The 24,214-nt window shown below is 65.7% G+C and carries 21 protein-coding genes; 14 read left to right on the forward strand and 7 right to left on the reverse strand.

Features of this window, described 5'->3' with window-relative positions; translation table 11 throughout:
* Nucleotides 1-14: 14 nt before the first annotated feature.
* From ACFULT_RS13515 to ligA, 4 genes are all read left to right on the forward strand, one after another.
* Nucleotides 15-1,253: a cysteine desulfurase family protein gene (locus ACFULT_RS13515; RefSeq protein ID WP_094721855.1), complete on the forward strand. Its 1,239-nt coding sequence runs from the start codon at nucleotides 15-17 to the stop codon at nucleotides 1,251-1,253.
* Complete coding sequence (gene mnmA, locus ACFULT_RS13520; RefSeq protein ID WP_037111340.1) at nucleotides 1,253-2,344, forward strand: tRNA 2-thiouridine(34) synthase MnmA; 1,092 nt, start codon at nucleotides 1,253-1,255, stop codon at nucleotides 2,342-2,344. Before ACFULT_RS13515 ends, mnmA begins: the two co-directional genes overlap by 1 nt.
* Nucleotides 2,341-3,360, forward strand: a complete 1,020-nt coding sequence (locus tag ACFULT_RS13525) for a methionine synthase (RefSeq protein WP_378481694.1) — start codon at nucleotides 2,341-2,343, stop codon at nucleotides 3,358-3,360. Before mnmA ends, ACFULT_RS13525 begins: the two co-directional genes overlap by 4 nt.
* A gap of 139 nt (nucleotides 3,361-3,499) precedes the next feature.
* Nucleotides 3,500-5,575 (forward strand): NAD-dependent DNA ligase LigA, encoded by a 2,076-nt coding sequence (ligA, locus tag ACFULT_RS13530; protein WP_378481897.1) that lies wholly within the window; start codon nucleotides 3,500-3,502, stop codon nucleotides 5,573-5,575.
* A gap of 1 nt (nucleotide 5,576) precedes the next feature.
* On the opposite strand, the gene ACFULT_RS13535 is transcribed toward ligA, so the two are convergent.
* The gene (locus ACFULT_RS13535) at nucleotides 5,577-6,227 is read right to left on the reverse strand and encodes an amino acid-binding protein (protein ID WP_019664328.1); all 651 of its coding nucleotides are present in this window, start codon (nucleotides 6,225-6,227) and stop codon (nucleotides 5,577-5,579) included.
* Between the two features lie 369 nt (nucleotides 6,228-6,596).
* On the opposite strand from ACFULT_RS13535, the gene gatC reads away from it, so the two are divergent.
* Genes gatC through ACFULT_RS13550 form a run of 3 tightly spaced genes read left to right on the forward strand, consistent with a single transcriptional unit; the run spans nucleotide 6,597 to nucleotide 9,448 of the window.
* Nucleotides 6,597-6,896 carry an Asp-tRNA(Asn)/Glu-tRNA(Gln) amidotransferase subunit GatC gene (gatC, locus tag ACFULT_RS13540; RefSeq protein ID WP_026347656.1) on the forward strand — a complete coding sequence of 100 codons (300 nt, stop codon included), beginning with the start codon at nucleotides 6,597-6,599 and terminating at the stop codon, nucleotides 6,894-6,896.
* The gene (gene gatA, locus ACFULT_RS13545; RefSeq protein ID WP_378481695.1) at nucleotides 6,893-8,365 is read left to right on the forward strand and encodes an Asp-tRNA(Asn)/Glu-tRNA(Gln) amidotransferase subunit GatA; all 1,473 of its coding nucleotides are present in this window, start codon (nucleotides 6,893-6,895) and stop codon (nucleotides 8,363-8,365) included. The genes gatC and gatA overlap by 4 nt, the downstream gene beginning before the upstream one ends.
* A 36-nt stretch (nucleotides 8,366-8,401) precedes the next feature.
* Nucleotides 8,402-9,448, forward strand: a complete 1,047-nt coding sequence (locus ACFULT_RS13550; protein WP_378481696.1) for an alpha/beta hydrolase — start codon at nucleotides 8,402-8,404, stop codon at nucleotides 9,446-9,448.
* A gap of 2 nt (nucleotides 9,449-9,450) precedes the next feature.
* Here ACFULT_RS13550 and ACFULT_RS13555 read toward each other — a convergent pair whose 3' ends face one another.
* Both ACFULT_RS13555 and ACFULT_RS13560 read right to left on the reverse strand, forming a co-directional pair.
* A complete protein-coding gene (locus tag ACFULT_RS13555; protein WP_378481697.1) occupies nucleotides 9,451-10,812 on the reverse strand; it encodes an alpha/beta-hydrolase family protein in 1,362 nt (453 codons plus the stop codon).
* Nucleotides 10,809-11,447, reverse strand: a complete 639-nt coding sequence (locus tag ACFULT_RS13560; RefSeq protein WP_378481698.1) for a hypothetical protein — start codon at nucleotides 11,445-11,447, stop codon at nucleotides 10,809-10,811. The genes ACFULT_RS13555 and ACFULT_RS13560 overlap by 4 nt, the downstream gene beginning before the upstream one ends.
* 158 nt (nucleotides 11,448-11,605) lie before the next feature.
* On the opposite strand from ACFULT_RS13560, the gene ACFULT_RS13565 reads away from it, so the two are divergent.
* The 3 genes from ACFULT_RS13565 to ACFULT_RS13575 all read left to right on the forward strand — a co-directional run bounded on the left by ACFULT_RS13565 (nucleotide 11,606) and on the right by ACFULT_RS13575 (nucleotide 14,817).
* Nucleotides 11,606-12,856, forward strand: coding sequence for a sensor histidine kinase (locus ACFULT_RS13565; protein WP_378481898.1), 1,251 nt, complete (start codon nucleotides 11,606-11,608; stop codon nucleotides 12,854-12,856).
* A 92-nt stretch (nucleotides 12,857-12,948) separates the two neighbouring features.
* Nucleotides 12,949-13,611 carry a response regulator transcription factor gene (locus ACFULT_RS13570; RefSeq protein ID WP_037111350.1) on the forward strand — a complete coding sequence of 221 codons (663 nt, stop codon included), beginning with the start codon at nucleotides 12,949-12,951 and terminating at the stop codon, nucleotides 13,609-13,611.
* Between the two features lie 174 nt (nucleotides 13,612-13,785).
* Nucleotides 13,786-14,817, forward strand: a complete 1,032-nt coding sequence (locus ACFULT_RS13575) for an ATP-dependent 6-phosphofructokinase (RefSeq protein WP_026347655.1) — start codon at nucleotides 13,786-13,788, stop codon at nucleotides 14,815-14,817.
* Between the two features lie 3 nt (nucleotides 14,818-14,820).
* Here ACFULT_RS13575 and ACFULT_RS13580 read toward each other — a convergent pair whose 3' ends face one another.
* Complete coding sequence (locus ACFULT_RS13580; protein ID WP_170945378.1) at nucleotides 14,821-15,285, reverse strand: acyl-CoA thioesterase; 465 nt, start codon at nucleotides 15,283-15,285, stop codon at nucleotides 14,821-14,823.
* A 94-nt stretch (nucleotides 15,286-15,379) separates the two neighbouring features.
* Here ACFULT_RS13580 and gatB point away from each other — a divergent pair, with 94 nt between their 5' ends.
* On the forward strand, nucleotides 15,380-16,885 hold the full coding sequence (gatB, locus tag ACFULT_RS13585) for an Asp-tRNA(Asn)/Glu-tRNA(Gln) amidotransferase subunit GatB (RefSeq protein ID WP_094721850.1): 1,506 nt from the start codon (nucleotides 15,380-15,382) through the stop codon (nucleotides 16,883-16,885).
* Nucleotides 16,886-16,940: 55 nt separating this feature from the next.
* Here the strand turns inward: gatB and ACFULT_RS13590 are convergent, their stop codons facing one another.
* Nucleotides 16,941-18,083, reverse strand: coding sequence for a sorbosone dehydrogenase family protein (locus ACFULT_RS13590; protein ID WP_037111356.1), 1,143 nt, complete (start codon nucleotides 18,081-18,083; stop codon nucleotides 16,941-16,943).
* A 78-nt stretch (nucleotides 18,084-18,161) separates the two neighbouring features.
* Here ACFULT_RS13590 and ACFULT_RS13595 point away from each other — a divergent pair, with 78 nt between their 5' ends.
* Nucleotides 18,162-19,037, forward strand: a complete 876-nt coding sequence (locus ACFULT_RS13595) for a DoxX family protein (protein WP_378481699.1) — start codon at nucleotides 18,162-18,164, stop codon at nucleotides 19,035-19,037.
* 54 nt (nucleotides 19,038-19,091) lie between these two features.
* Here the strand turns inward: ACFULT_RS13595 and ilvD are convergent, their stop codons facing one another.
* On the reverse strand, nucleotides 19,092-20,933 hold the full coding sequence (gene ilvD / locus ACFULT_RS13600) for a dihydroxy-acid dehydratase (RefSeq protein ID WP_037111359.1): 1,842 nt from the start codon (nucleotides 20,931-20,933) through the stop codon (nucleotides 19,092-19,094).
* A 55-nt stretch (nucleotides 20,934-20,988) separates the two neighbouring features.
* A complete protein-coding gene (locus tag ACFULT_RS13605; RefSeq protein ID WP_241483829.1) occupies nucleotides 20,989-21,498 on the reverse strand; it encodes a PH domain-containing protein in 510 nt (169 codons plus the stop codon).
* 259 nt (nucleotides 21,499-21,757) lie between these two features.
* On the opposite strand from ACFULT_RS13605, the gene ACFULT_RS13610 reads away from it, so the two are divergent.
* Together ACFULT_RS13610 and ilvN are read left to right on the forward strand one after the other, a co-directional pair.
* Nucleotides 21,758-23,710, forward strand: coding sequence for an acetolactate synthase large subunit (locus ACFULT_RS13610; RefSeq protein ID WP_378481700.1), 1,953 nt, complete (start codon nucleotides 21,758-21,760; stop codon nucleotides 23,708-23,710).
* Entirely contained in the window at nucleotides 23,707-24,210 is a 504-nt protein-coding gene (gene ilvN, locus ACFULT_RS13615) for an acetolactate synthase small subunit (protein WP_037111362.1), read from the forward strand. Before ACFULT_RS13610 ends, ilvN begins: the two co-directional genes overlap by 4 nt.
* The last annotated feature ends 4 nt before the right edge of the window (nucleotides 24,211-24,214 follow it).

Consider the following 24,214-nt stretch of genomic DNA (forward strand, 5'->3'; position numbering starts at 1 on the left):
TCCTTGGAAGCGTTATGCCTTCTGCCCGCAGTTCGGCTGCTGCCCCCCGCACGAGTGCACCCGTGTACCTCGATCATGCTGCGACGACGCCCATGTCCCGCGCCTCCATCGAGGCCATGACGGCAGTGTTCGCCACCGTCGGGAACGCATCCTCGCTGCACGGATCCGGCAGGGCCGCCCGCCGCAAGGTCGAGGAGTCGCGGGAATCGATCGCCGCGAACCTCGGAGCTCGGCCGTCGGAGGTGATCTTCACCTCAGGTGGAACCGAGAGCGACAACCTCGCGGTGAAGGGGATCTTCGCGGCTCGGCGTGACGCTGACCCGTCGAAAACCAGAATCATCGCCAGCGCCGTCGAGCATCATGCGGTTCTCGACGCAGTCGAGTGGCTCGCCGACCACGAAGGCGCAGAAGTCACCTGGCTCGAGGTCGACTCTCGTGGCCGAGTCCACCCGGACACCCTCCGTGCGGAGCTGGCCGTGGGAGCGGACCGAACCGCGTTGGTGACCATCATGTGGGCGAACAACGAGGTCGGCACCATCATGCCGATTGCCGAGCTGGCCGCCATCGCTCGCGAGTACGACGTGCCCATGCACAGCGACGCCATCCAGGCCGTCCCACATCTGCGCGTCGACTTCGGCGCCAGCGGCCTGTCCGCCATGAGTATCGCTGCGCACAAGTTCGGCGGACCGCAAGGCGTCGGTGCCCTGCTGCTCGGACGCACGACGGCCTGTGTCCCGCTGTTGCACGGGGGCGGTCACGAGCGTGACGTCCGATCCGGGACGCACGACACTGCGTCGGTTGTTGCGATGGCTGCAGCTCTCGCGGACACCGTCGCGCACCTCGATGACCGTCATTCGAACGCGGAGCGGTTGCGCGAGAAGATGGTGAGAGGTGTTCGCGCGATCGATCCCGAGGTGATCGTCAACGGCCCGACCGACGATCGGCGGCTACCCGGTATCGCGCACTTCACCTTCCTGGGCTGCGAGGGAGATTCCCTGCTCATGCTGCTGGATGCGGCAGGCATAGAATGCTCGACGGGGTCCGCCTGCACCGCCGGTGTGGCCAGCGCCAGTCACGTGCTGATCGCGATGGGCGCGGACCCGTCGACAGCACGCGGATCCCTGCGTTTCTCGCTAGGACCCGAATCGACCGACAATGACGTGGACGCACTGCTGGCAGCGTTGCCGCAAGTAATCGAACGAGCCCGCGCGGCGGGATTGGCGAGCGTAGGAGCTCGGGGAGGACAGCGCTGATGCGTGTACTGGCTGCAATGAGCGGCGGAGTGGATTCGGCAGTTGCGGCTGCCCGCGCAGTCGACGAAGGACACGACGTCGTCGGCGTCCATCTGGCTTTGTCGACCGAGCCCGGGACGCTGCGCACCGGTTCGCGCGGATGCTGCTCCAAGGAAGACGCCGGGGATGCGCGCCGGGCTGCAGACGTGCTCGGCATCCCGTTCTACGTGTGGGACTTCGCCGACCGATTCAAAGAAGACGTCATCGACGACTTCGTCGAGTCGTACGCTGCAGGCGAGACGCCCAATCCGTGCCTCCGGTGCAACGAGAAGATCAAGTTCTCCGCGCTTGCCGACCGTGCGCTCGCCCTCGGATTCGACGCCGTGGCAACGGGGCATTACGCCCAGCTGCACGACGGCGTGTTGCGCCGTGCCGTCGACGCCGACAAGGATCAGTCCTACGTACTCGCGGTACTGACGCACGGACAGCTGTCGCGGGCGATGTTCCCCATCGGGGACACCCCCAAGTCCGAGATCCGCGAGGAGGCCGCAGCACGCGGACTCGCGGTCGCGGACAAGCCGGACAGTCACGACATCTGCTTCATCCCGTCAGGTGACACTCGTGCGTTCCTCGGAGCGAAGATCGGTATCCGTCCCGGCAAGGTCGTCGATGCAGACACCGGTGTAGAACTTGCCGATCACGAGGGTGTGCACGGCTTCACGATCGGTCAGCGCAAGGGCCTCGGAGTATCCGGGCCTGCCGCAGACGGAAAGCCTCGCTACGTCACCGCCATCGAACCCGAGAGCGGCAATGTCATCGTCGGGTCTGCTACTCGCCTCGACGTGTGGGGAATCAGCGGCGACCGCGCGATCTGGACGGACGGTGTTGCACCTACCGGTCCGATCGAATGCGTCGTACAGGTTCGCGCGCACGGTGGGCTCACGGAAGCTGTTGCGGAAGCAACCGCCGACGGGGGAGTGGACATTCAGCTTCGTAGTGCACTCACCGGAGTGGCGAAGGGACAAGCGGCCGTGTTGTACCGCCGCGACGTCCAGGGCGACATCGTCATCGGCAGTTCCACCATTGCCGGCACTCGTTCCGAGAGCGAGTGAGCGGCAGCGTCTTCGGGGCGCTGGCGACGGGCATCGGGTCGTGGCCCGGCACCGACGTTCGAGAGGCGTCCTCGATCGTTCTCGGTGAGCTGCCTGCACTGCCGCACATCGTCGAACTTCCGGCTCGTGGACTCGGTGCGGACACCATCGGCAGGACAGGCGCGCTGATGGTGGACATCGAACTCGACGTGCGTACGTCGGGTTATCGGGTGTCGCAGCGCAAGTCACTGACGGGTCGCCGCGCAGAAGATCTGTTGCACGAGGACCTCGACGTCCTCGAAGAGCTCTGGGAGACGGGTGGGTTCGGCGCGACCCATCGCGTGTTGAAGGTGCAGGCGGCGGGTCCGTTCACGATGGCCGCGCAGGTCGAGCTGCGCAGCGCGCACCGAGTGTTGACCGACCGCGGCGCGGTTCGCGACTTCGCGGATTCGTTGGCCGAGGGGCTCCGCCAGCATTGCGCCGAGCTCCGAACCCGGCTGGGTGTGGACGTAGTGGTCCAGATCGACGAGCCGAGTTTGCCTGCAGTACTTGCCGGTTCACTGTCCGGCGTGACCAGACTCGATCCCGTGCGGGCCGTACCGGAGCCCGAAGCGTTGGACCTGCTCGACTCCGTGTTGAGTGGCGTCGGCGTTCCCACTGCGGTGCATTGTTGCGGTGCAGACGTGCCGTTGGACCTGCTGCGCCGAAGCGCCGCGGAGGCCGCTGCACTCGACGTGGCGCAGCTCGGAGCACGTGACCTCGACGGCATCGGAGAGTTTCTTCAGGTAGGCAAGACGATCATGTTCGGCCTCGTGCCTGCGGTTCGGCCGGAGAAGGTGCCGACGTGGCGTGAGGTCGCGGCACCCGCGGTGACACTCGTCGACCGGCTCGGATTTCCGCGGTCCGTTCTGTCGACTCAGGTGTCGGTCACCCCCGCGTGTGGGTTGGCCGGGGCGACGCCGGAGTGGGCCAGGCAGGCGCTCGAGCTGGCGGGCAATGTCGCGGACGCTTTTCAGGACGCACCCGACTCGCTCTAGCAGCGTGTCGAGTGTCGGTGGGGTCCGTTAATGTTCGAGTGTGGACGAATCGACTGCACCGACTGCCGCGACCGAGAATGCCGACGATCGGGCGACGGGCACTCCGGCCTCCAGGGAGGACAAGGAGCGATGGCAGCAGCTGGCCGAGGACGTACGGGGTCATCAGTTCCGCTACTACGTCCGGGATTCGCCGGTCGTTTCGGACGGTGAGTTCGACGCGTTGCTGCGTGAGCTGACCGAGCTCGAGGAGCTCCATCCCGAACTGCGCGTGGCGGATTCGCCGACCCAGTTGGTCGGTGGCGGGTTCGCGACGGAGTTCACCGCGGTCGACCACCTCGAGCGAATGCTGAGTCTGGACAACGTCTTCGATCACGACGAGCTTCGGGCATGGGCCAAGCGTGTCGAGACCGAAGTGGGGGATCGCTCTGCAGGGCTGCACTACCTGTGCGAGGTCAAGATCGACGGTGTGGCACTCAACGTGGTGTACGAGAACGGAAAGCTCGTCCGCGGTGCCACTCGCGGCGACGGTAGAACCGGCGAGGACGTGACGCTGAATGCCCGCACCATCTCCGACATTCCGGAGACGCTGACTGCCAGCGAAGATCACCCGATTCCGACGCTTCTCGAGGTGCGCGGCGAGGTGTTCTTCCGGCTGGAGGATTTCCAGGCGCTCAACGCCTCGCTCGTGGAGGAAGGTAAACCGCCCTTCGCGAACCCACGTAACTCGGCGGCAGGGTCACTTCGTCAGAAGAATCCGGCGGTCACGTCCAAACGCAGACTCGGCATGATCTGCCACGGGTTCGGCCGCATGGAAGGGTTCGCGCCGGACACGCAGATGCATGCCTACGAGGCTCTGAAGGCGTGGGGGCTTCCCGTGTCGTCCCACACGTCGCGTGTGGAGGGGATCGACGCCGTCGTGCAGAAGGTGGCCTACTGGGACACCCATCGGCACGACGTCGAGCACGAGATCGACGGCCTCGTCGTCAAGGTCGACGAGATGAGTCTGCATCGTCGGCTCGGAACCACCTCGCGTGCGCCGAGGTGGGCAATCGCGTACAAGTACCCGCCGGAGGAAGTGACCACCAAGCTTCTCGACATCCGTGTGAGTGTCGGCCGCACCGGACGCGTCACCCCGTTCGCGTACATGGAGCCCGTGCTGGTGGCCGGTTCCACTGTGTCCCTGGCGACGCTGCACAACGGTTCCGAGGTCAAACGCAAGGGTGTCCTGATCGGGGACACCGTGACCATTCGGAAGGCAGGCGAGGTCATTCCGGAGGTCCTCGGACCTGTCGTCGACGCCCGCACCGGCGACGAGACCGAGTTCGTCATGCCGACCGAATGTCCCGAGTGCGGGACCACGCTCGCACCGGCCAAGGAGGGAGACGCCGACCTTCGGTGCCCCAACTCCGAGTTCTGCCCGGGACAACTCCGCGAACGTATGTTCTTCGTTGCAGAACGAGGCAGGTTCGACATCGAGGGGCTCGGCTACGAGGCCGCAACCGACCTGCTGAAGGCCGGGGTGATCGAGAACGAGGGCGACATCTTCTCACTCACCGAGGACGACCTGCTGAAGACCGACATCTTCCGCACCAAGGCCGGAGCGTTGTCCGCCAACGGGAAACGACTGTTGGCCAACCTGGACAAGGCGAAGGACCGCCCTCTGTGGCGCGTGTTGGTGAGCTTGTCCATCCGCCACGTCGGACCCTCCGCGGGCCGAGCGCTCGCGAGTGAGTTCGGCAGCCTCGAGCGTATCGAGAACGCGTCGCAGGAGGAGCTTGCCGCTGTCGACGGCGTCGGCGGGACCATTGCCACGGCCGTATCCGAGTGGTTCAGGGTGCCGTGGCATCGCACGATCGTCGAGAAGTGGCGTGCAGCGGGTGTGCGGATGGAGGACGAGCGCGACGAGTCCATCGTCCGAAACCTGGAGGGCATGTCGATCGTCGTCACCGGATCGCTGGAGAACTATTCCCGTGACCAGGCGAAAGAAGCAATTCTGGTGCGCGGAGGAAAAGCAGCGAGCTCGGTGTCGAAGAAGACTGCATTCGTCGTCGTCGGCGAGTCGCCGGGCAGCAAGCACGACAAGGCCGTCGAGCTCGGCGTACCGGTCCTCGACGAGGCCGGCTTCACCGTGCTGCTCACCGAAGGCCCGGACGCAGTGAGGGACCCGGACCCGCAGGCCGAGGCGGGGGATACCGACATGGGCAAGGCGGAGTAGGTCAGCCGAGAACGGTGGCGACGATGCCTGCGAGGTAGCCGAGGCGCGCGACCTCCGAGGGGCGGAAGTCCGGTCCTCCGGGGCGTCCGAGCATCAACACCGTCCCGGAGGCGCCGAGCGGTGCCGCGGCGATCTTCGTGTCCATGTCGCGCCACACCTGCGGCACCCACTCGGCGTCACCGTCGAGGGAAGCCGGGTGTGCCAACGGCATCCACGGCATGTCTGTTGCGTGTGTCTCCGGTGCACCCGAGCTCCCCACGACGCGATAGGCGCCGTGAGGTCCTGTTGCTACCACGACGCTCCAGCCGACCCGCAGTACCCGCGGTGCTCCGTCGACCAGTACCTGAAGCCTGTCGTCGGTCGCCGCCGCAACCCGGTCGATCAGTTCCAGTTCGCGATGCGTGTCGAGCACACCGGTGTACGGCCGAATGGAGTCGACCCGAACGTCGGTCAGATTCTCGGCCGCGGTGATCAGCGTGTCGGGAAGTGCGCCGGGCGGAACGTCCACGACGAGGTCGTCGACGGCATACCCGTCGCCGCGTTCGATGACGTCGAGCGACAGAATGTCCGCGCCGACCGAACCCAGAGCGACGGCGAGCGAGCCGAGGCTACCCGGACGGTCGGGGAGCTGAACGCGGAGCAGGTAGGACATGTCGCGCCCTTTCGCTTACGAGATGACAGAACTTCCACGGGTGAAACACCGCGAGCCATCCTCGCACTGTTGGCGTCTCGCGGCGCAACTGCCGCACCGGCCGTGACCTTCGCGACATCTGGGTGCGACCCAGCGAACCGGGAGTGGAGCCTGCAGGAATGACCCAGCGAACCGGGAGTGGAGCCTGCAGGAATGACCCAGCGAACCGGGAGTGGAGCCTGCAGGAATGACCCAGCGAACCGGGAGTGGAGCCTGCAGGAATGACCCAGCGAACCGGGAGTGGAGGCAGCGACGAGGGCCCCGATAAGGTTGACGATGGCCGCGTGTTTTTCGCGGTGCGTCGTCATATGTGTGAAAGGGGTCTACGCGGTGCCTGATATCTCCCGCGACGAGGTGGCTCACCTCGCCCGGCTGTCTCGGCTTGCGCTCAGCGAAGCCGAGTTGGACGAGTTCGCCGGCCAGCTGGATTCGATTCTTCACCACGTGAAGGCGGTGGCCGAGGTGGCTGCGGACGATGTGACGCCGACGGCCAATCCGAGCGCGATCACCAATGTCACGCGCCCGGACGTGATCGTGCCGGGTCTGACTCCCGAGCAGGCCCTGGCCGAGGCACCCAACGCCGAAGAAGACCGATTCGCAGTGCCGCAGATTTTGGGAGAGAGCGAATGACCGACCTGACCACGCTCGACGCGTCCGACCTGGCGTCGAAGATTCACGCGCGTGAGGTATCGGCCGTCGAGGTCACGCAGGCTCACCTGGATCGCATCGACAAGGTCGACGGGGACATCCACGCGTTCCTGCACGTGTCGGGCGCCGCTGCGTTGGTTGCCGCCAAGGAGGTCGACGAGGCCCTCGGTGCGGGAGAGGCCCCGCCGTCGGCGCTTGCCGGTGTGCCGTTGGCGCTGAAAGACGTGTTCACCACCACGGACATGCCGACGACGTGTGCGTCGAAGATGCTCGAGGGCTGGATCTCCCCGTACGACGCGGCGGTCACCTCGAAGCTTCGCTCGGCGGGAATTCCGTTGCTCGGTAAGACGAACATGGACGAGTTCGCGATGGGCTCGTCCACGGAGAACTCCGCGTACGGTCCGACCAAGAACCCGTGGGACACCACACGCATTCCCGGTGGATCCGGCGGCGGCAGTGCTGCAGCGTTGGCGTCGCATCAGGCGCCGCTGGCGATCGGAACCGACACCGGTGGATCCATTCGTCAGCCTGCAGCGTTGACGGGCACCGTCGGCACCAAGCCCACGTACGGCACGGTGTCCCGGTACGGCCTGATCGCGTGTGCGTCGTCCCTCGACCAGGGCGGGCCATGTGGCCGTACGGTGTTGGACACCGCCCTGCTGCACGAGGTCATCGCCGGTCACGACCCTCGGGATTCGACGTCCGTCGACACGTCGGTGGCGTCCGTGGTGGCGGCCGCGCGCGAAGGAGCGGGCGGCGACCTGAAGGGCGTGCGCGTGGGTGTGGTGAAGGAACTGCACTCCGACAGCTACCAGAGCGGGGTCATCTCCTCGTTCGATGCGGCCGTGGCGACGTTGACCTCGCTCGGTGCCGAGGTCGTCGAGGTCTCGTGCCCCAACTTCGTTCACGCGCTCGCCGCGTACTACCTGATTCTCCCCTCGGAGGTGTCCTCCAACCTCGCCCGGTTCGACGGCATGCGCTACGGAGCACGTGCAGGCGACGACGGTAAGCACAGCGCCGAGCAGGTCATGGCGATCACGCGCGCCGAAGGGTTCGGCGCAGAAGTGAAGCGCCGCATCATGATCGGCACCTACGCGCTATCCGCCGGGTACTACGACGAGTACTACGGTCAGGCGCTGAAGGTGCGGACTCTGATCGCTCGCGATTTCGACAGGGCGTACGAGAAGGTCGACGTGCTGGTGTCGCCGACCACTCCGACGACGGCGTTCCCTCTGGGGGACAAGGTCGACGACCCGATCGCCATGTACCTCAACGACCTGTGCACGTTGCCGACGAACCTCGCCGGGCACTGCGCGATGTCGGTGCCGTCGGGTCTGGCCTCCGAGGACGGGCTGCCCGTCGGTTTGCAGATCATGGCGCCGGCGTTCGCCGACGACAGGCTGTACCGCATCGGCGCGGCCTACGAGGCTGCGCGCGGCGCGCTGCGCTGACCCACGTCCCGATCGACCCACGTGACGATTCGTTCGGTGCACGACGCCGCCCTGGGTGTCGTGCACCTTCGAATCGACACCGTGATCCTGCCTGCTCTGGTCCTGGCACTGGTGTGCGCCCTGGGGTGGATTCTGTTGCGGCGACGCATGATGCTGATCCCGCTGTCCGCAGCACTCGTCTGTGGCGTACTCGCTGCGCTGAACACTCAGATCTGGCATACGCCCACGCTCGCGGCAGCGCTCGGGCATCCGCCCAGGGGCATCGTGACGAGCGCAGTGATACCGGGTGAGACCTCCGGGTTTCACGCGCGTCCGGCTGCGATCTACACCCCTCCGTTCTACGGCACCCCCGGCGACTCGGCTCCGCCGGTGCTCGTCCTGCTGACCGGCCAACCGGGTCATGTCGTCGACTGGATCGACGGCGGACACCTGGCCGACACGATGGATACCTACGCAGCGTCCCACGACGGCCATGCGCCCGTCGTGGTGGTGGCCGACGCGCTGGGCGAGTCCGACCCCATGGGCTCCGTCGACGAATGGGGCGAGCCCACTCCCAACCCGATGTGCATGGACTCGCGTCTGGGCAACGTCGCCACGTATCTGTCGGTGGATGTGCCCGCATGGATACGGCACACGATGCGGGTGGACACGGATCCGAGCGCGTGGGCAATCGGTGGTTACTCCTATGGCGGCACCTGCGCCGTGCAAACGGCTCTGACCGCCCCGGGGATCTACCCGACGTTTCTGGACATCTCCGGTGAGGACGAACCCCGCCGAGGCACGCGCGAGGACTCGATCACCGCTGCGTTCGGAGACGGTAGCGCCGAGTCGACTCGACGTTTCGACCAGTGGACTCCGCTGACTCTGCTGCGCGAGAAGACGTTTCCAAACTCCTCCGGCGCGTTCGTCGTCGGCTCCTCGGACACGGAGTTCGAGCCTCAGACTCGCGAACTGTTCGCCGCTGCGGCCGCGGACGCGCTGTCCGTCCAGTACTCCGAACTTCCCGGCGGCCATTCCATGGATGTGTGGGCACCGGCCCTGGAACGTGAAATGGACTGGCTCGGGATCCGAATGGGACTGTAGATCTACCCACAATCGAGAAGGCCTGTTCCCTGATCCTCCGCGTACCGATGGCCGTGGCCCGCAGGCGCATCGAGAGCGAAGAGCAGGTCTACCGACGTCTGTGCAAAGGAGACCAACGGAATCCACTGTGGCACCGGTGCGTCGACTCGCGCCTTCGTCAGATCCGGTGGTGAGAAGATCAGCTCGCGCGACCACCACACCACCGGATCGGAGGTGTTCGCCAGAACGACGCCGCGCCCGGTATCCACCTTGTTCGCCGGCGGACCCGCCCACAGTGTGCTGCAGACCGCCGACGAATCCGGCTGCAGCGCAGCGCTTCCTGCAACCGAGCCGAGGCTCTGGCCGTAGATGTGCAGCGTCGGCCTGCCGTCCTCGTCGAGCGCAGCCAGCTTCGCTTCCACTGCCACGCGCAGGGCTCGGGTGGATTCGATCGCAGCGTCCTCCGCGAACAGGAACGTCGCCCAGCTCGGTTGGTCCGAGTACTGCAGAGCGACTGTCGCGACATCACCACCGAATCGTTCGTCGAACCCGCGGACCGCGTTCTCGTCGACCCATCCCGATCCGGTGGGCACGGCGATCACGACGTGCGCCTTGGCCAGACCGCCGGAGCGCTCCAGTTCGTCCGCAGCCAATTCTGCGCGTTCGCCGTACGTCGGAGCGGCACGCAGCCCCACGTACGTGCGCACGGCCGTGCTGCCCTCGCCTCCAGCGAGGAACCGCTGACCCTGCACCCCGACCGAGACACCACCGACGGGTGCGACCGCGTGCGCCTGAACTGTGCTCGACACGAGGTCCGCCTGCGCATATCGCTGCGCGAAAGCATCACGTGCCCAATCGAATCCGAAGACCGATATCGTAACGGCCACGACGGCTGTCGTTGCCAGCAGTCGCATCGCCCCGAGTTTGCCCGCTCCGCGGGCCGAGCCGATTCCGATGACGACCAGAAGAGCACAGACCGAGACCGAACCGCAGACGACTTCGATCCAGTACATCGGACCCACGCGAGGGACTCCCCAGGACTCGCGCAGTCCGTTCTGCCACTGCGCGTCGGCGATCCCGACCGCACCGACGGTGAGCAGTGCCAGGCCGAGGGCTACGCGGCGAGCTCGCGGTCGCGGACAGGTCCGGTGCACCCGGGACGTGATCCGGTGCGCGACCGCGGAAACGACCAATGCTGCCGCAGCGAACAAGCCGGTCACCACCGCTTGGACCAGTGACGCTCGGGGCAGCAACGACGGCGACAGGGATGCCGCGACGGACAGTGCAAGAAGCAGCGACGTGCTCACCCGAGGAACCGCGGGAACAGCATGCAGGTTCGTCGGTGCCGGCGGGGTCGTTGTCGTGGGCGTGAGTACGAACGTCATGCGAGTACCTCCGGGCTACGACGGCGCAGAACGGCGCCGACGATGATCGTCGCGGCGGCGGCCGTCGTCAGGACGCCACCGGTGATCAGGAAAGGAAGGGCGGGCTCCGGCGTCGGCGATCGGTAGTTCTGGCGCCAGGAGTTGAAGTCGACTGCAGTGCTTGCGATATCGCTCATCACGAAACAGCTCGCGCGGGACCAGGCTCCGATTCTGCCGTCGCAGGCGTCGTCCATCGACGTGCTCAACGCGGCGTCGAGGCGTGTACGGGCGTCGGGGGATGCGGGGGCGCCGTGCGCCGCGCCGAACCGCAGCAGGTCGTACCCCAGATCGTGTGCTTTGCAGCCGGATTCGAAGTCCGTGGGTAGTGGCACGGGCGACGAGCAGTCCCCGTCCGGTGCCACCGCCCTGCCGTCCTCGAGCGTGGGGCGGTAGTACTCGTACTCGAAGCCGATCGGTATCGCACCGATGGCGGCCGTTGCGTCGTCGTCGACCAGGGCCTCGATGGCGACGGTCGCCGCGGTCCTGCGAGGTGCCGAGATGTCTGCGTCGGCGACCGGCATCGCCGTGCCGACTCCGATACCCAGCATGGTTCCGACCACCACGGTGCCGACGACGTACTTCGCTCTCGCTGTCATGGCTACGAACGCTAGGAATCGAGGACCGAATCGGTAATCGCCCCGAAGTGCCGTTTCGACGTGCCGTCGTGGTGCGTGACGCTTACGCGAAGTGCTACCGCGGGGGTAGGTCGATCTCACCCCTCGGTACGATGACTTTTCGCTCGCGAGTTCCTACTGTGCTTCTCGTGGGCATATCGAGTAGGACCGAGAAGGCGACACGAGTTCGACGGCTGGTTCCGCCGGGGCGCGGCGTCGACGTCACCATCCTCGCGGTGACCGCGATTCTGTATTCCATCGCGTGGCCGACGTTGCAGGTCACGCACGACGTGCCGGTTCCGATCATGCCGATCGTGTCTGCTCTCGCGGTGTTTCCCTTCGTGCTCGTCCGTGCGAATCCCGCTCTCGGATGGGCTGTTTCGGCCGGCTCGGCCGTGGTGATCCCGGTTGCGTTCGATCGCCTGCCGGGGTACGACTTTCCGTGGCAGGTGACACACGTCCTCGTGCTCCTCGCGCTCGTACTTTCCGTCAGTCTTCGCTGCGCACTACCGGTCGTGGCGGTCACCTGGGTTGCGACGGTCCTGCTGTTTCTCGGATATGCACCGGGCAACGACGGAATAGGGTGGGGCGTCGGGCTGACCGCGATCGTGGTGTTCGGCCTGCTGATTCGCTGGCTGGTGCTGTCGCGGCGGCAACTGGCCAAGCAGGAGGAGGTCAGCGAGCTCGAACGCGCGCGCAGAACGATTCTCGAGGAGAAGGCCAAGATCGCGCGCGATCTACACGACGTAGTTGCCCACCACATGTCGTTGGTAGTGGTGCAGGCGCAGAGCGCCCCATACCGAGTCGACGACGTATCGCCCTCGGCGGCTGCGGAATTCGAATCGATCGGGGCAACTGCACGGGAGGCGCTGAACGAGATCCGCGGAATGCTCGGGGTTCTGCGCAGTGACGGAGTGGTGGCCGACGACGCGCCTGCGCCCGGGGCAGGAGACATCACGACGCTGCTCGAGAACACCCAGCGCGCAGGGGTTCGGCTCAGCTGGCAGATCCTCGGCGGTGCCGACGCGGTGTCGGCGACCACAGGGCTCGCGCTGTATCGGATAGTGCAGGAATCGTTGTCCAATGCCTCCCGGCACGCTCCCGGTAGCGAGGTACGCGTACGACTCCACTACGCGCCCGACATCACCTACTTGGAAGTCGTCAACGACGAGGCTGTCGATACGACCGCCACCCGGGCGAGCACCGGAGGCGTCGGTACGGGCGGTCACGGGATCACCGGTATGCGCGATCGTGCGGTCGGTGTCTCGGGCTGGCTCGACGCCCGCCCTCGATCCGGCGGCGGATTCGAGGTCGTTGCGCGGCTTCCGGGAAAGGCGCCTGCGGATCCGCCCGGGGGATCCGCGTTCCCCGTCACCGGGCCTGCAGCTTGATCGGGCTCCAGCTTGATCGGGCCCCAGCTTGATCAGGCCCCTCCCCAGTGTGATCGAGCCCACCGACTACGTCAGGACATAGGGTGTCATCCGTGGCCATCACCGTGTTCATCGCAGACGATCAGGCAATGGTGCGGCAGGGTTTCGGTGCCTTGCTCGCCGCTCAACCGGACATCAGCGTCGTGGGAGACGCGGACAACGGAGCCACCGCGGTCACCGAGGTGAAGCGACTGCGCCCCGACGTCGTTCTCATGGACGTCCGTATGCCGCAGATGAACGGACTCGACGCCGCACGCGCGATACTCCGCGCGTCGCTCGATCCTCCGGTCCGCATTCTGATGCTCACCACATTCGACATCGACGACTACGTCTACGAGGCGCTGACCATCGGAGCCAGTGGGTTCATGCTCAAGGACGCACCCGCCGACGAACTGATTCGGGGAGTGCGCGTCGTCGCCTCGGGTGAAGCGTTGCTGGCGCCGTCGGTGACACGCCGGTTGATCGCCGACGTCACCACGCGTCGCGGCACGGCCAAGCAGCCACCGGCGAAGCTGTCCGTACTCACGCCGCGCGAACGCGAAGTGCTCGAACTGATCGCGAAAGGCCTGTCGAACACCGAAATCGCGGCGACTCTGTTCGTGGCCGAACAGACCGTCAAGACCCATGTAGGCAAAGTGCTCGGCAAACTGGACCTCCGAGACCGCGCGCAGGCAGTGGTGCTGGCATACGAGAGCGGAGTCGTCACACCTGGGTGAGCGGCGGCGCTGCGAAATGACCGGATGAGGCAGGAGTGAAGCCTGCGAAATGACCGGATGAGGCAGGAGTGAAGCCTGCGAAATGACCGGATGAGGCAGGAGTGAAGCCTGCGAAATGACCAGATAGCCCAGTCGGATTACGGTGTGAGTATGGAACCGACGAGAGGCGAAAAATTGCGCATCGGAGTTCTCACGGGCGGCGGTGATTGCCCCGGGCTCAATGCGGTGATCCGTGCGGTGGTCCGAACGGCGGATGCGCGGTACGGCTCCACCGTCGTCGGATTTCAGGACGGTTGGCGGGGTTTGCTCGAGAACCGCCGGATTCAGTTGCGCAACGACGATCGCAACGATCGACTGCTGACCAAGGGCGGGACGATCCTCGGTACTGCGCGCACCAATCCGGAGGTGCTCCGGGCCGGTCTCGACAGGATCAAGGAAACGCTGGAGGACAACGGGATCGACGTCCTCATCCCCATCGGCGGCGAGGGGACGTTGACGGCGGCCAACTGGCTGTCCGAGGAAGGTGTACCCGTCGTCGGAGTACCCAAGACGATCGACAACGACATCGACTGCACCGACGTGACGTTCGGATTCGACACCGCGCTCACCATCGCGACCGACGCGATCGACCGACTGCACAGCACCGCCGAGTCGCATCAGCGCGTGATGTTGGTGGAAGTGATGGGCAGGCACGCGGGATGGATTGCGCTGCATGCCGGTCTGGCGTCGGGCTCGCACATGACCTTGATTCCCGAGCATCCGTTCGACGTCGAGGAAGTGTGCGATCTGGTGCGCAAGCGCTTCCAGCGCGGTGACTCGCATTTCATCTGCGTCGTCGCCGAGGGTGCGAAACCGCGGGAAGGATCGATGGCGTTGCGCGACGGCGGCATCGACGAGTTCGGTCACGTGAAGTTCACCGGGGTGGCGCATCAGCTCGGCCAGGAGATCGAGCGTCGCATCAACAAGGAAGTACGAACCACGGTGCTGGGGCATGTTCAGCGCGGCGGAACACCGACTCCGTACGACCGTGTGCTCGCCACCCGGTTCGGGGTGAACGCGGCCGACGCGGCGCATGCAGGTGATTTCGGCCAGATGGTGTCTTTACGCGGCGCCGAGATCGGTTTGGTGTCGCTCGCCGAGGCGGTCAAGCAACTCAAGCGCGTACCGGAGAGCCGTTATGTCGACGCGGCGGCGTTCTTCGGCTGACTTCTACAGGCGGCCGGCTTCCTGACGGATCTGGGACTCGCGATGCTCGTTGTCGCGACGTAGATCGCGGCGGCGTCGGCCCGCCTCGAAGCGCTGCCGACCGAGAGCGGTCGACGGTTCCAGCGGCGGAAGCTCGAGAGGCTTGCCTGCGTCGTCGACGGCGACCATGGTGAAGTAGCAGCTGTTCGTGTGACGGGTTTCGCCGCGCTGGATGTTCTCGGTCTCGACGCGGATGCCGACTTCCATGGACGTTCGTCCGGTGTAGTTGACCGACGCGGAGAAGGTCACGAGTTCACCGACATGGATCGGTTCGCGGAACACCACGCGGTCCACCGAGAGGGTGACCACGTACGCCTGCGCATACCGACTCGCACAGGCGTACGCCACCTGGTCCAGGAATTTCAGAATCGTCCCACCGTGAACGTTGCCGGAGAAGTTCGCCATGTCCGGTGTCATCAACACGGTCATGTACAGGGTCTGCTTCGAGGTGTCCGTCACCGGCCAACCGTAGCGAGCACCTCTGGTTACTCGCGCGTTCTTCCCAGCGCATAAACTCGTGTGCATGACTGCTGCCTTGGTCGATCTGATCGATTACGACGACGTGCTTGCCCGTTTCGACCCCGTTCTGGGCATGGAGGTCCACGTCGAGCTGGGCACAGCCACCAAGATGTTCTGCGGCTGCCCGACGGCGTTCGGAGCCGAGCCGAACACGCAGGTGTGCCCGGTGTGCCTGTCCCTTCCCGGTGCGCTGCCGGTGGTGAACTCCGCGGCCGTCGAGTCCGCTATCCGCATCGGTCTCGCACTGAACTGCTCGATCACCCCGTGGGGCAGGTTCGCGCGGAAGAACTACTTCTACCCGGACCAGCCGAAGAACTACCAGATCTCGCAGTACGACGAACCGATCGCCACCGAGGGATACCTCGACGTGCTGCTCGACGACGGTAGTACGTTCCGCGTCGAGATCGAGCGGGCGCACATGGAGGAGGACACGGGCAAGTCGACTCACGTCGGCGGCGCGACCGGTCGAATCGAAGGCGCGAGCCACTCGCTGCTGGACTACAACCGTGCAGGTGTGCCGCTGGTGGAGATCGTCACCAAACCCATCACCGGCACCGGTGCACGCGCCCCCGAGGTCGCCAGGGCGTATGTCACGGCACTGCGGGATCTGCTGAAGGCGCTCGATGTGTCCGATGTGCGTATGGACCAGGGTTCGCTGCGCTGCGACGCCAACGTCTCGTTGATGGAGAAGTCGGCCTCGGAGTTCGGTACCCGCACCGAGACCAAGAACGTCAACTCGCTCAAGAGCGTCGAGGTCGCCGTTCGCTACGAGATGCGCAGGCAAGCGGCCGTTCTGCAATCCGGCGGTGAGGTGGTGCAGGAAACACGGCACTTCCAGGAGTCCGATGGCACCACCTCGAAGGGGCGCAAGAAGGAAACTGCCGAGGACTACCGGTACTTCCCGGAACCCGACCTCGCTCCCGTCGCTCCCGACGCGGCGTGGGTGGAAGAGCTACGCGCGACACTTCCCGAGCTCCCGTGGTTGCGCCGAGCACGTATCCAGGAGGACTGGGGTGTCTCCGACGAAGAGATGCGCGACCTCGTCAACTCCGGCGCGCTGGATCTGGTCGCGTCGACGGTCGACGCCGGTGCGACGCCGCAAGCCGCGCGCTCGTGGTGGGTCTCCTACCTGGCTCAGAAGGCGAACGTCGCGGGCGTCGAACTGGATGCTCTGGCGATCACGCCTGCACAGGTGGCCGAGGTGGCCGGCCTCGTCGCCGACGGCAAGGTCAACAACAACGGCGCGCGTCAGATCGTCGACGGCGTCCTCGCCGGTGAAGGTGAGCCTGCTGCGGTCATGGCGGCACGCGGCCTCGTCGTCGAGAAGGACGACACCAAGTTGCAGGCCGCGGTCGACGAGGCACTCGCAGCCAATCCCGGTGTGGCCGACAAGATTCGCGCCGGCAAAGTTCAGGCCGCGGGCGCGATCGTCGGCGCCGTCATGAAGGCCACTCGCGGTCAGGCCGACGCGGCCAGGGTCAAGGAACTGGTCCTCGCTGCGTGCAGCTGATTCGTGGACGTGATCGAACGGCCCCCGCGGTGCTCACCGCCGGGGCCGTTCGGCTCTAGTCGAATCCGCCGCCGCCCGCCGGGACCGGAATCTTGACGACGCGGTCGTCGTTGGGGCCCGGTGCATCACCGTTCTTATTCACGGTGCCCGCCCAGATCTGGCCGTCGGGTGCGATCGCAGCGCCGTTGAGTCGGCCGTAGCGGTCCTGGACGAGCAGCGACGGTGCCGCGGTGACTGCTCCCGTGTCGGGGTCGGTGACGAGGACGGCCATGGCCTTGGCGTCGGTCAGGGAAATGGCGACGGCGCCGTCTCCTGCGCCGCAGCCGGCTACACCCGGCCGGTCCGGCCACGTCCACACCGGTGAAATTACCGCGCCGAGAGGATCGATGCGCTGGAGCCGATCCTCCACCGCCGTCCGGTCGGTGACCCAGATTCCGCCCGACGGATCGATGCACACGTCTCCCGCGGTTCCGATGCCACTGAGGGCGACCTGCGGGGCTGGACCGGTCTGGCCGGGGACCAGCGAGTCGACCCGCAGAAGCTTGCCTGCGAGCGACGCCGGATCGGCAGCAGACGACGGGTTTCCGGCGTCACCGGTCAGCACCAACAGCTGACCGGGGTTCAGGAAATCCAACGCGCCGCGGTTCCCCTGTGCGCCGCGCGGAATGCCGGTCAGCACGTTCTTGGGGGTATCGCCCGCCGCGATGCGCACGACTCTGTTGTCCGTTGCCGTCGTGACGTAGGCGTACATCAGCCCGTCCTCGGCGAAGCTCGGTGACAACGCGAGGTCCAGCAGTCCACCGTCGCTGCTGGAATCGACGTCGAGACGCGCGATCTCGATGGGGGACTGGCCCTGGGTCACCTGCATGATCCGTCCGGTGAGGCGCTCGGCAACCAACGCGGACCCGCCACCGGGAAGCATCACGAGCCCACCCGTCGGGTCGAGGCACGTCGCGATGACGTTCGGGTCCAGATCGATGCAGGGACCCGGCTGCGGTTGCGGACCGTTCGGTGTGGTCGAGGTGGGTGGCGCGTCCGGATCTGCCGGGTTGATCTCGGCGGCACCGAACGACGGTTCAGGGGTGAACGGGCTGGCCGTGGAATCGTCGAACCGAGCACATCCGGCTGCCAGGGCCACGGTCATCGTCAGGACTGCGACGGTAGTTGCGGTTCGGGACGACGCTCGCACCAACTTCATGTACGAAACGTTACTCGAGGCGCCGCGCCCGGGCTCAATACGGCTGAATCGGCACCGACTCGCTCTACTGTTGACGCTGTGACCGACAAGCCTCGCGACGAAGAGCGGCCCGACACCGGCTACGAGCCCGCGTCGAGCCCATACGACCAGCCGACCGAAAAACTCCAGCCTCGGACCGAGGACGAACTGGACTTCGGGAAGAGCGGATCCGGGTCGTACCCGACCGAACAGATCCCGTCGTCGTTCCGCCCCTCGCGTTTCGACGAGCCGATCGCACCCGACAGCAGCAGTACCGCATACTCCGACAAGCCCACCGAATTCCTGCCGACCACACCTGCGTCGGCGTCGTACGGCACCGGCTCGTCCGATCGATTCGCGACGGATCAGAACGCACCGGAACCGGTTGTGCGCACCGAGACGGTCGAAATTCCGGCGCGGCGCGGGACGACGGATCTCGGCTTGCTCCTCCTGCGTCTCGTCGTCGGCGCAATCTTCCTGGTGCACGGCCTGCAGAAACTGACCGGTATGTGGAACGGTCCAGGTCTCGACGGGTTCCGTTCGCTGCTGGAAGAGACCGGCTACGACCGGGCGGACATCCTGGCCATCGCGGGGGCGGTCGGAGAAACCGCGGGCGGCGCACTGCTGATCCTCGGCCTTGCGACACCGTTCGCCGGCGCAGCAGTACTGAGCGTCATCATCAATGCGTGGCTGTTCAAACAGGCCGCCGAGCCGGGCCTGCAGTTTTTCGCGCCCACAGGGGTCGAGTACGAGACGGTCCTGGGTGTCGCCGCGACGGCGATCATCCTCACCGGGCCCGGAAAGATCGCGTTCGATGGACGACGAGGGTGGGCGACGCGACCACGTTTCGGATCTTTCATCGCGCTGATCCTGGGAATCGCTGCCGGCGTATGCCTCTGGATCTTCCTCAACGGAGCCAATCCGCTCGCGACCTGATCCCGCTGTGAGTAGAAATGTAGGTCCTGACCTACATTTCTACTCACCTGGGGGTCACGGGACGTACCGGACCGCGCCCTTGTCGGCCGAGGTCGCCAGTGCCGCGTAGGCGCGCAGCGCAGTGGTGACCGTGCGCTGACGATCGACCGGCTGCCACGGGCGCTCCGACGCCTCCATCTTGGCTCGACGGGTCTCCAGAGTGGAATCGTCGACGAGGATCTCGAGGGTGCGGGAGGCGACGTCGATACGGACCTGGTCGCCGTTCTCGACGAGTCCGATGACTCCGCCCGCGGCAGCCTCGGGGGAGATGTGGCCGATCGACAGGCCGGAGGTGCCACCGGAGAACCGTCCGTCGGTGACGAGTGCGCAGACCTTTCCGAGCCCGGCTCCCTTGAGGAATGCCGTCGGGTGCAACATTTCCTGCATACCGGGACCTCCCTTGGGGCCCTCGTATCGGACGACGAGGACGTCACCGGGCTGGATCTTCTTCTGCAGAATCGCCGAGACCGCTTCTTCCTGAGACTCGACGACGAGTGCCGGGCCCTGGAACGAGAACAGTTCCTCGTCGATGCCCGCGGTCTTGAGGATCGCCCCGTCGAGTGCGATGTTTCCGCGCAGAACGACGAGACCGCCTTCGACGGTGTACGCGTGTTCCTTGTCGCGGATGCAGCCGCCGACGGCGTCGGTGTCGAGCGAGGACCACCTGTTCTCGGTGGAGAACGGCTCGGTGGTACGAACGCCTCCCGGCGCCGCGTGGAACAGCTCCAGTGCCTCGTCCGACGCCGCGCCGGACCGGATGTCCCACGTGTCCAGCCACTCGTCGAAGCTCTTCGTGTGCACGGTGGAGACGTCGGTCTCGAGCAGGTTCGCGCGGCGGAGTTCGCCGAGCAGCGCGGGGATTCCGCCTGCCCGGTGCACGTCTTCCATGTGGTAGTCGGAGTTGGGGGACACCTTGGACAGGCACGGAACCTTGCGGCTGATGGCGTCGATGGTGTCGAGATCGAAGTCGACCTCGCCTTCCTGTGCCGCGGCGAGGGTGTGCAGCACCGTGTTGGTGGACCCGCCCATCGCGACATCGAGTGCCATCGCGTTGCGGAACGCCGCGGGGGTTGCGATGTTGCGCGGCAGAACGGACTCGTCACCGTCGCGGTAGTACTTGGTCGCGGCCTCGACGATGGTGGTGCCTGCTCGCTCGAACAGTGCGTATCGGGCTTTGTGAGTGGCGAGCGTGGATCCGTTGCCGGGCAGGGCCAGTCCGAGAGCTTCGGTGAGGCAGTTCATCGAGTTGGCGGTGAACATGCCCGAGCACGAACCGCACGTCGGGCATGCACTGCGCTCGACCTCGTCCAGGCCTTCCTCGGACACGGCGTCGTTCGCGCTGGCCGAGATCGCGGTGATGAGGTCCGTCGGGGCCTGTGCGACGCCGCCGACGACGACGGCTTTGCCTGCCTCCATCGGCCCACCCGAGACGAACACTGCCGGAATGTTCAGTCGCATTGCGGCATTGAGCATTCCCGGCGTGATCTTGTCGCAGTTGGAGATACACACGAGGGCGTCGGCGGTGTGCGCGTTGGCCATGTATTCGACCGAGTCGGCGATGATCTCGCGGCTCGGAAGCGAATAGAGCATGCCGCCGTGTCCCATCGCGATACCGTCGTCGACCGCGATGGTGTGGAACTCGCGCGGGACGCCGCCTGCGGCACGTACGGCGTCGGCGACGATCTCGCCGACGTTCTTCAGGTGGACGTGCCCGGGTACGAACTGGGTGTACGAGTTGGCAATTGCCACGATCGGTTTGCCGAAATCCGAATCCGTCATTCCGGTGGCGCGCCAGAGCGAGCGTGCGCCCGCGGCGTTTCGTCCAACAGTGGTAACTCGTGACCGTAGCGGCGGCATGGCTTCTCTTCCTCGATCAATAGCGGTTTCTCGCCCGATCGAGGTTACTCCCGGCTCACGAACTCGAGGCGCCTGGCTCGGCTTCTCGGTCGGCGTCCGCTGTCCGTTCCTCCTCTGCCGTCCTGTCGGCTTCGGCTGCGGCCGCATAGGGATCGGTGATGCGCCCGCCGCTCGCCGCAGCGAGTACCGGAAGTCTGTCGAAGCGAACCAACGGCAGCGACTTCTCGGACTTGTCGGTCAGGACGACCCGCGCCCATCTCCGGTTCGGGAAGTGAATGCCGCGTACGTCTTCCCATGCGACGAACTCGGAGCCGAGCAACCTCCGTATCGCGAGACCGTCGAAGCTGACCACGGTACGAACTCGGAACACCCACACTGCAGCGATGATCGGAAGCACTACGAGCCATCCGAATGCTGCGGGCCAACTGGCGGCGGGGAAGGCGACGCCGATGAACAGCATGCCGACTCCTACCAGCGACAGGCGCGAGATACGGATGACCTGCGGCGCGGGAACGGGCGTATGGGATGATGTATCCGGTGGTTCGGACTGCTGCGAAGACGACACCCCTTCATCTTCGCATTGCACCTACGCGATCTCACATAATGGGATTGCGTCGTGACGAGTTTGACTCTTCCCTATGCGCGCGCCTACCGTCGAGCGCGTGAAGCGGAATTGGATACTCGTAATCGGCCGGCGCGTCAACGCCTGAGCCGGTTCTCGACCAACTCGCATCGACGCGCCACCCTCGTACAGCCTCGGCTGACGGGGGTTTTTTCTTGCCCAGAGATCGCCCAGCTACATCTTTCATCCTGAGGAAGCACTAGTGAGCGCACCAACCGCACGCCCAGGGCCCTCGACTCGTAAGTCGGGAGCAAACGCCAGCTCGTCGGCACCGGACATCAACGGAGCCGTCGACGGATCGCGTCGCCATGTCGCACCCGAGAAGGTGACCGGCGCACAGTCCGTCGTCCGAGCACTCGAGGAACTCGACGTCGACACGGTATTCGGCATTCCGGGTGGAGCCGTTCTTCCGGTGTACGACCCACTCTTCGACTCCAAGAAGGTTCGCCACGTTCTCGTTCGTCACGAACAGGGCGCAGGGCACGCAGCCACCGGATACGCGCAGGCCACCGGCCGCGTCGGCGTCTGCATGGCGACGTCGGGCCCCGGAGCGACGAACCTCGTCACACCGCTCGCCGACGCTCAGATGGACTCCGTTCCCGTCGTCGCCATCACCGGCCAGGTCGCGCGAAGTCTCATCGGCACCGACGGGTTCCAGGAAGCCGACATCTCCGGCATCACGATGCCCGTCACCAAGCACAACTTCCTGATCACCGACGGCGTCGACATCCCACGCATCATGGCCGAGGCGTTCTACATCGCGTCCTCCGGTCGTCCGGGCGCTGTCCTCGTCGACATCCCCAAGGACATCCTGCAGGCACAGACCACGTTCTCGTGGCCACCGGAGATGCGGTTGCCCGGATATCGTCCGGTCACCAAGCCGCACGGCAAGCAGGTTCGTGAGGCAGCTCGGTACATCGCCGACTCCAAGCAGCCGGTGCTGTACGTCGGTGGCGGTGTCATCAAGGCCAACGCGTCGGCAGAACTGCTCGAACTCGCGGAACTGACCGGTATCCCGGTCGTCACCACGTTGATGGCGCGCGGAGCGTTCCCCGATACTCACCAGCTGAACCTGGGCATGCCCGGTATGCACGGCACCGTGGCCGCTGTGGCCGGCCTGCAGCGCAGTGATCTGCTCATCACGCTCGGCGCCCGGTTCGACGACCGCGTCACCGGACAGCTCTCGTCGTTCGCGCCGAACGCAAAGGTGATCCACGCGGACATCGATCCGGCCGAGATCGGCAAGAATCGCTATGCCGACGTGCCGATCGTCGGTGACTGCAAGGAGGTCATCGTCGAGCTGATCGAGGCGCTGCGTGCCGATCGCGCCACGGGCACCACCGTCGAACTGGGTGATTGGTGGAAATACCTCGACGGGATCCGCAAGACGTACCCGCTGAGCTACGACCGCCCCAGTGACGGGAGCATGTCGCCGGAGTTCGTCATCTCCTCGGTCGGCAAGTTCGCCGGACCCGACGCGATCTACTGCGCGGGCGTCGGCCAGCATCAGATGTGGGCCGCGCAGTTCATCAACTACGAGAAGCCGCGCACGTGGCTGAACTCGGGCGGACTCGGCACCATGGGCTACGCCGTTCCGGCGGCGATGGGCGCCAAGATGGGCCTTCCCGACGCCGAGGTGTGGGCGATCGACGGTGACGGCTGTTTCCAGATGACCAATCAGGAACTCGCCACCTGTGCGGTCGAGGGGATCCCGATCAAGGTCGCACTCATCAACAACGGCAACCTCGGCATGGTCCGTCAGTGGCAGACGTTGTTCTACGAGGAGCGGTACTCCAACACCAATCTGGGGACCCACGGCGCCCAGCGCATCCCGGATTTCGTGAAACTTGCCGAAGCCCTGGGCTGCGTCGGAATTCGCTGCGAGCGTGAGGAAGACGTCGACGCGGTCATCGCACAGGCTCGCGCGATCAACGACCGCCCCGTCGTCATCGACTTCATCGTCGGCGCCGACGCGCAGGTCTGGCCCATGGTCGCTGCAGGCACCGGTAACGACGAGATCATGGCCGCCCGCGGAATCCGACCACTGTTCGACGAGGACGAGGCTTCCGTGGCCGAACCCGCCGTCATCCACGAGGCAATGGCACGCGAGCAGGCCCACGGCAACGCCCTGCACGAGAAAGGCACCGACAAGTGAGTACCAGCCACACCCTCAGCGTCCTCGTCGAGGACAAGCCAGGTGTTCTGGCGCGCGTCGCCGCACTCTTCTCGCGTCGCGGATTCAACATCTCCTCACTTGCGGTCGGCGGCACGGAGATCGCGGGGATCTCCCGAATGACGATCGTCGTCACCGTCGACGAGTTCCCACTCGAGCAGGTGACGAAGCAGCTGAACAAGTTGATCAACGTCATCAAGATCGTCGAGCAGGACGACGACTCGTCGGTGGCCCGCGAGCTGGTTCTCATCAAGGTGCGCGCCGACGCAACAGTGCGCAGCGAGGTCATCGAGACCGTGAACCTGTTCCGCGCCAAGGTGATCGACGTATCGCCCGAGGCTGTCACCGTCGAGGCCACGGGCACGCGCTCGAAGCTCGATGCGTTGCTGAAAATGTTGGACCCCTATGGAATTCGAGAAATAGTTCAGTCGGGAGTCGTTGCCGTCGGACGTGGACCGAAATCGATCACTGCGTCGCGGTAGCGAC

The sequence above is a fragment of the Rhodococcus sp. NPDC057297 genome, from assembly GCF_042667435.1.
GTDB lineage: Bacteria > Actinomycetota > Actinomycetes > Mycobacteriales > Mycobacteriaceae > Rhodococcoides.

Excerpts from the sequence above, each read along its gene's own strand:
- ACFULT_RS13590 (WP_037111356.1), bottom strand. The coding sequence starts at position 18,083 with ATGAAGTTGGTGCGAGCGTCGTCCCGAACCGCAACTACCGTCGCAGTC.
- ACFULT_RS13555 (WP_378481697.1), bottom strand. The coding sequence starts at position 10,812 with ATGACGTTCGTACTCACGCCCACGACAACGACCCCGCCGGCACCGACG.
- mnmA (WP_037111340.1), top strand. The coding sequence starts at position 1,253 with ATGCGTGTACTGGCTGCAATGAGCGGCGGAGTGGATTCGGCAGTTGCG.
- gatB (WP_094721850.1), top strand. The coding sequence starts at position 15,380 with ATGACTGCTGCCTTGGTCGATCTGATCGATTACGACGACGTGCTTGCC.
- ilvD (WP_037111359.1), bottom strand. The coding sequence starts at position 20,933 with ATGCCGCCGCTACGGTCACGAGTTACCACTGTTGGACGAAACGCCGCG.
- gatA (WP_378481695.1), top strand. The coding sequence starts at position 6,893 with ATGACCGACCTGACCACGCTCGACGCGTCCGACCTGGCGTCGAAGATT.
- ACFULT_RS13515 (WP_094721855.1), top strand. The coding sequence starts at position 15 with ATGCCTTCTGCCCGCAGTTCGGCTGCTGCCCCCCGCACGAGTGCACCC.
- ACFULT_RS13580 (WP_170945378.1), bottom strand. The coding sequence starts at position 15,285 with ATGACCGTGTTGATGACACCGGACATGGCGAACTTCTCCGGCAACGTT.
- ACFULT_RS13535 (WP_019664328.1), bottom strand. The coding sequence starts at position 6,227 with ATGTCCTACCTGCTCCGCGTTCAGCTCCCCGACCGTCCGGGTAGCCTC.
- ACFULT_RS13560 (WP_378481698.1), bottom strand. The coding sequence starts at position 11,447 with ATGACAGCGAGAGCGAAGTACGTCGTCGGCACCGTGGTGGTCGGAACC.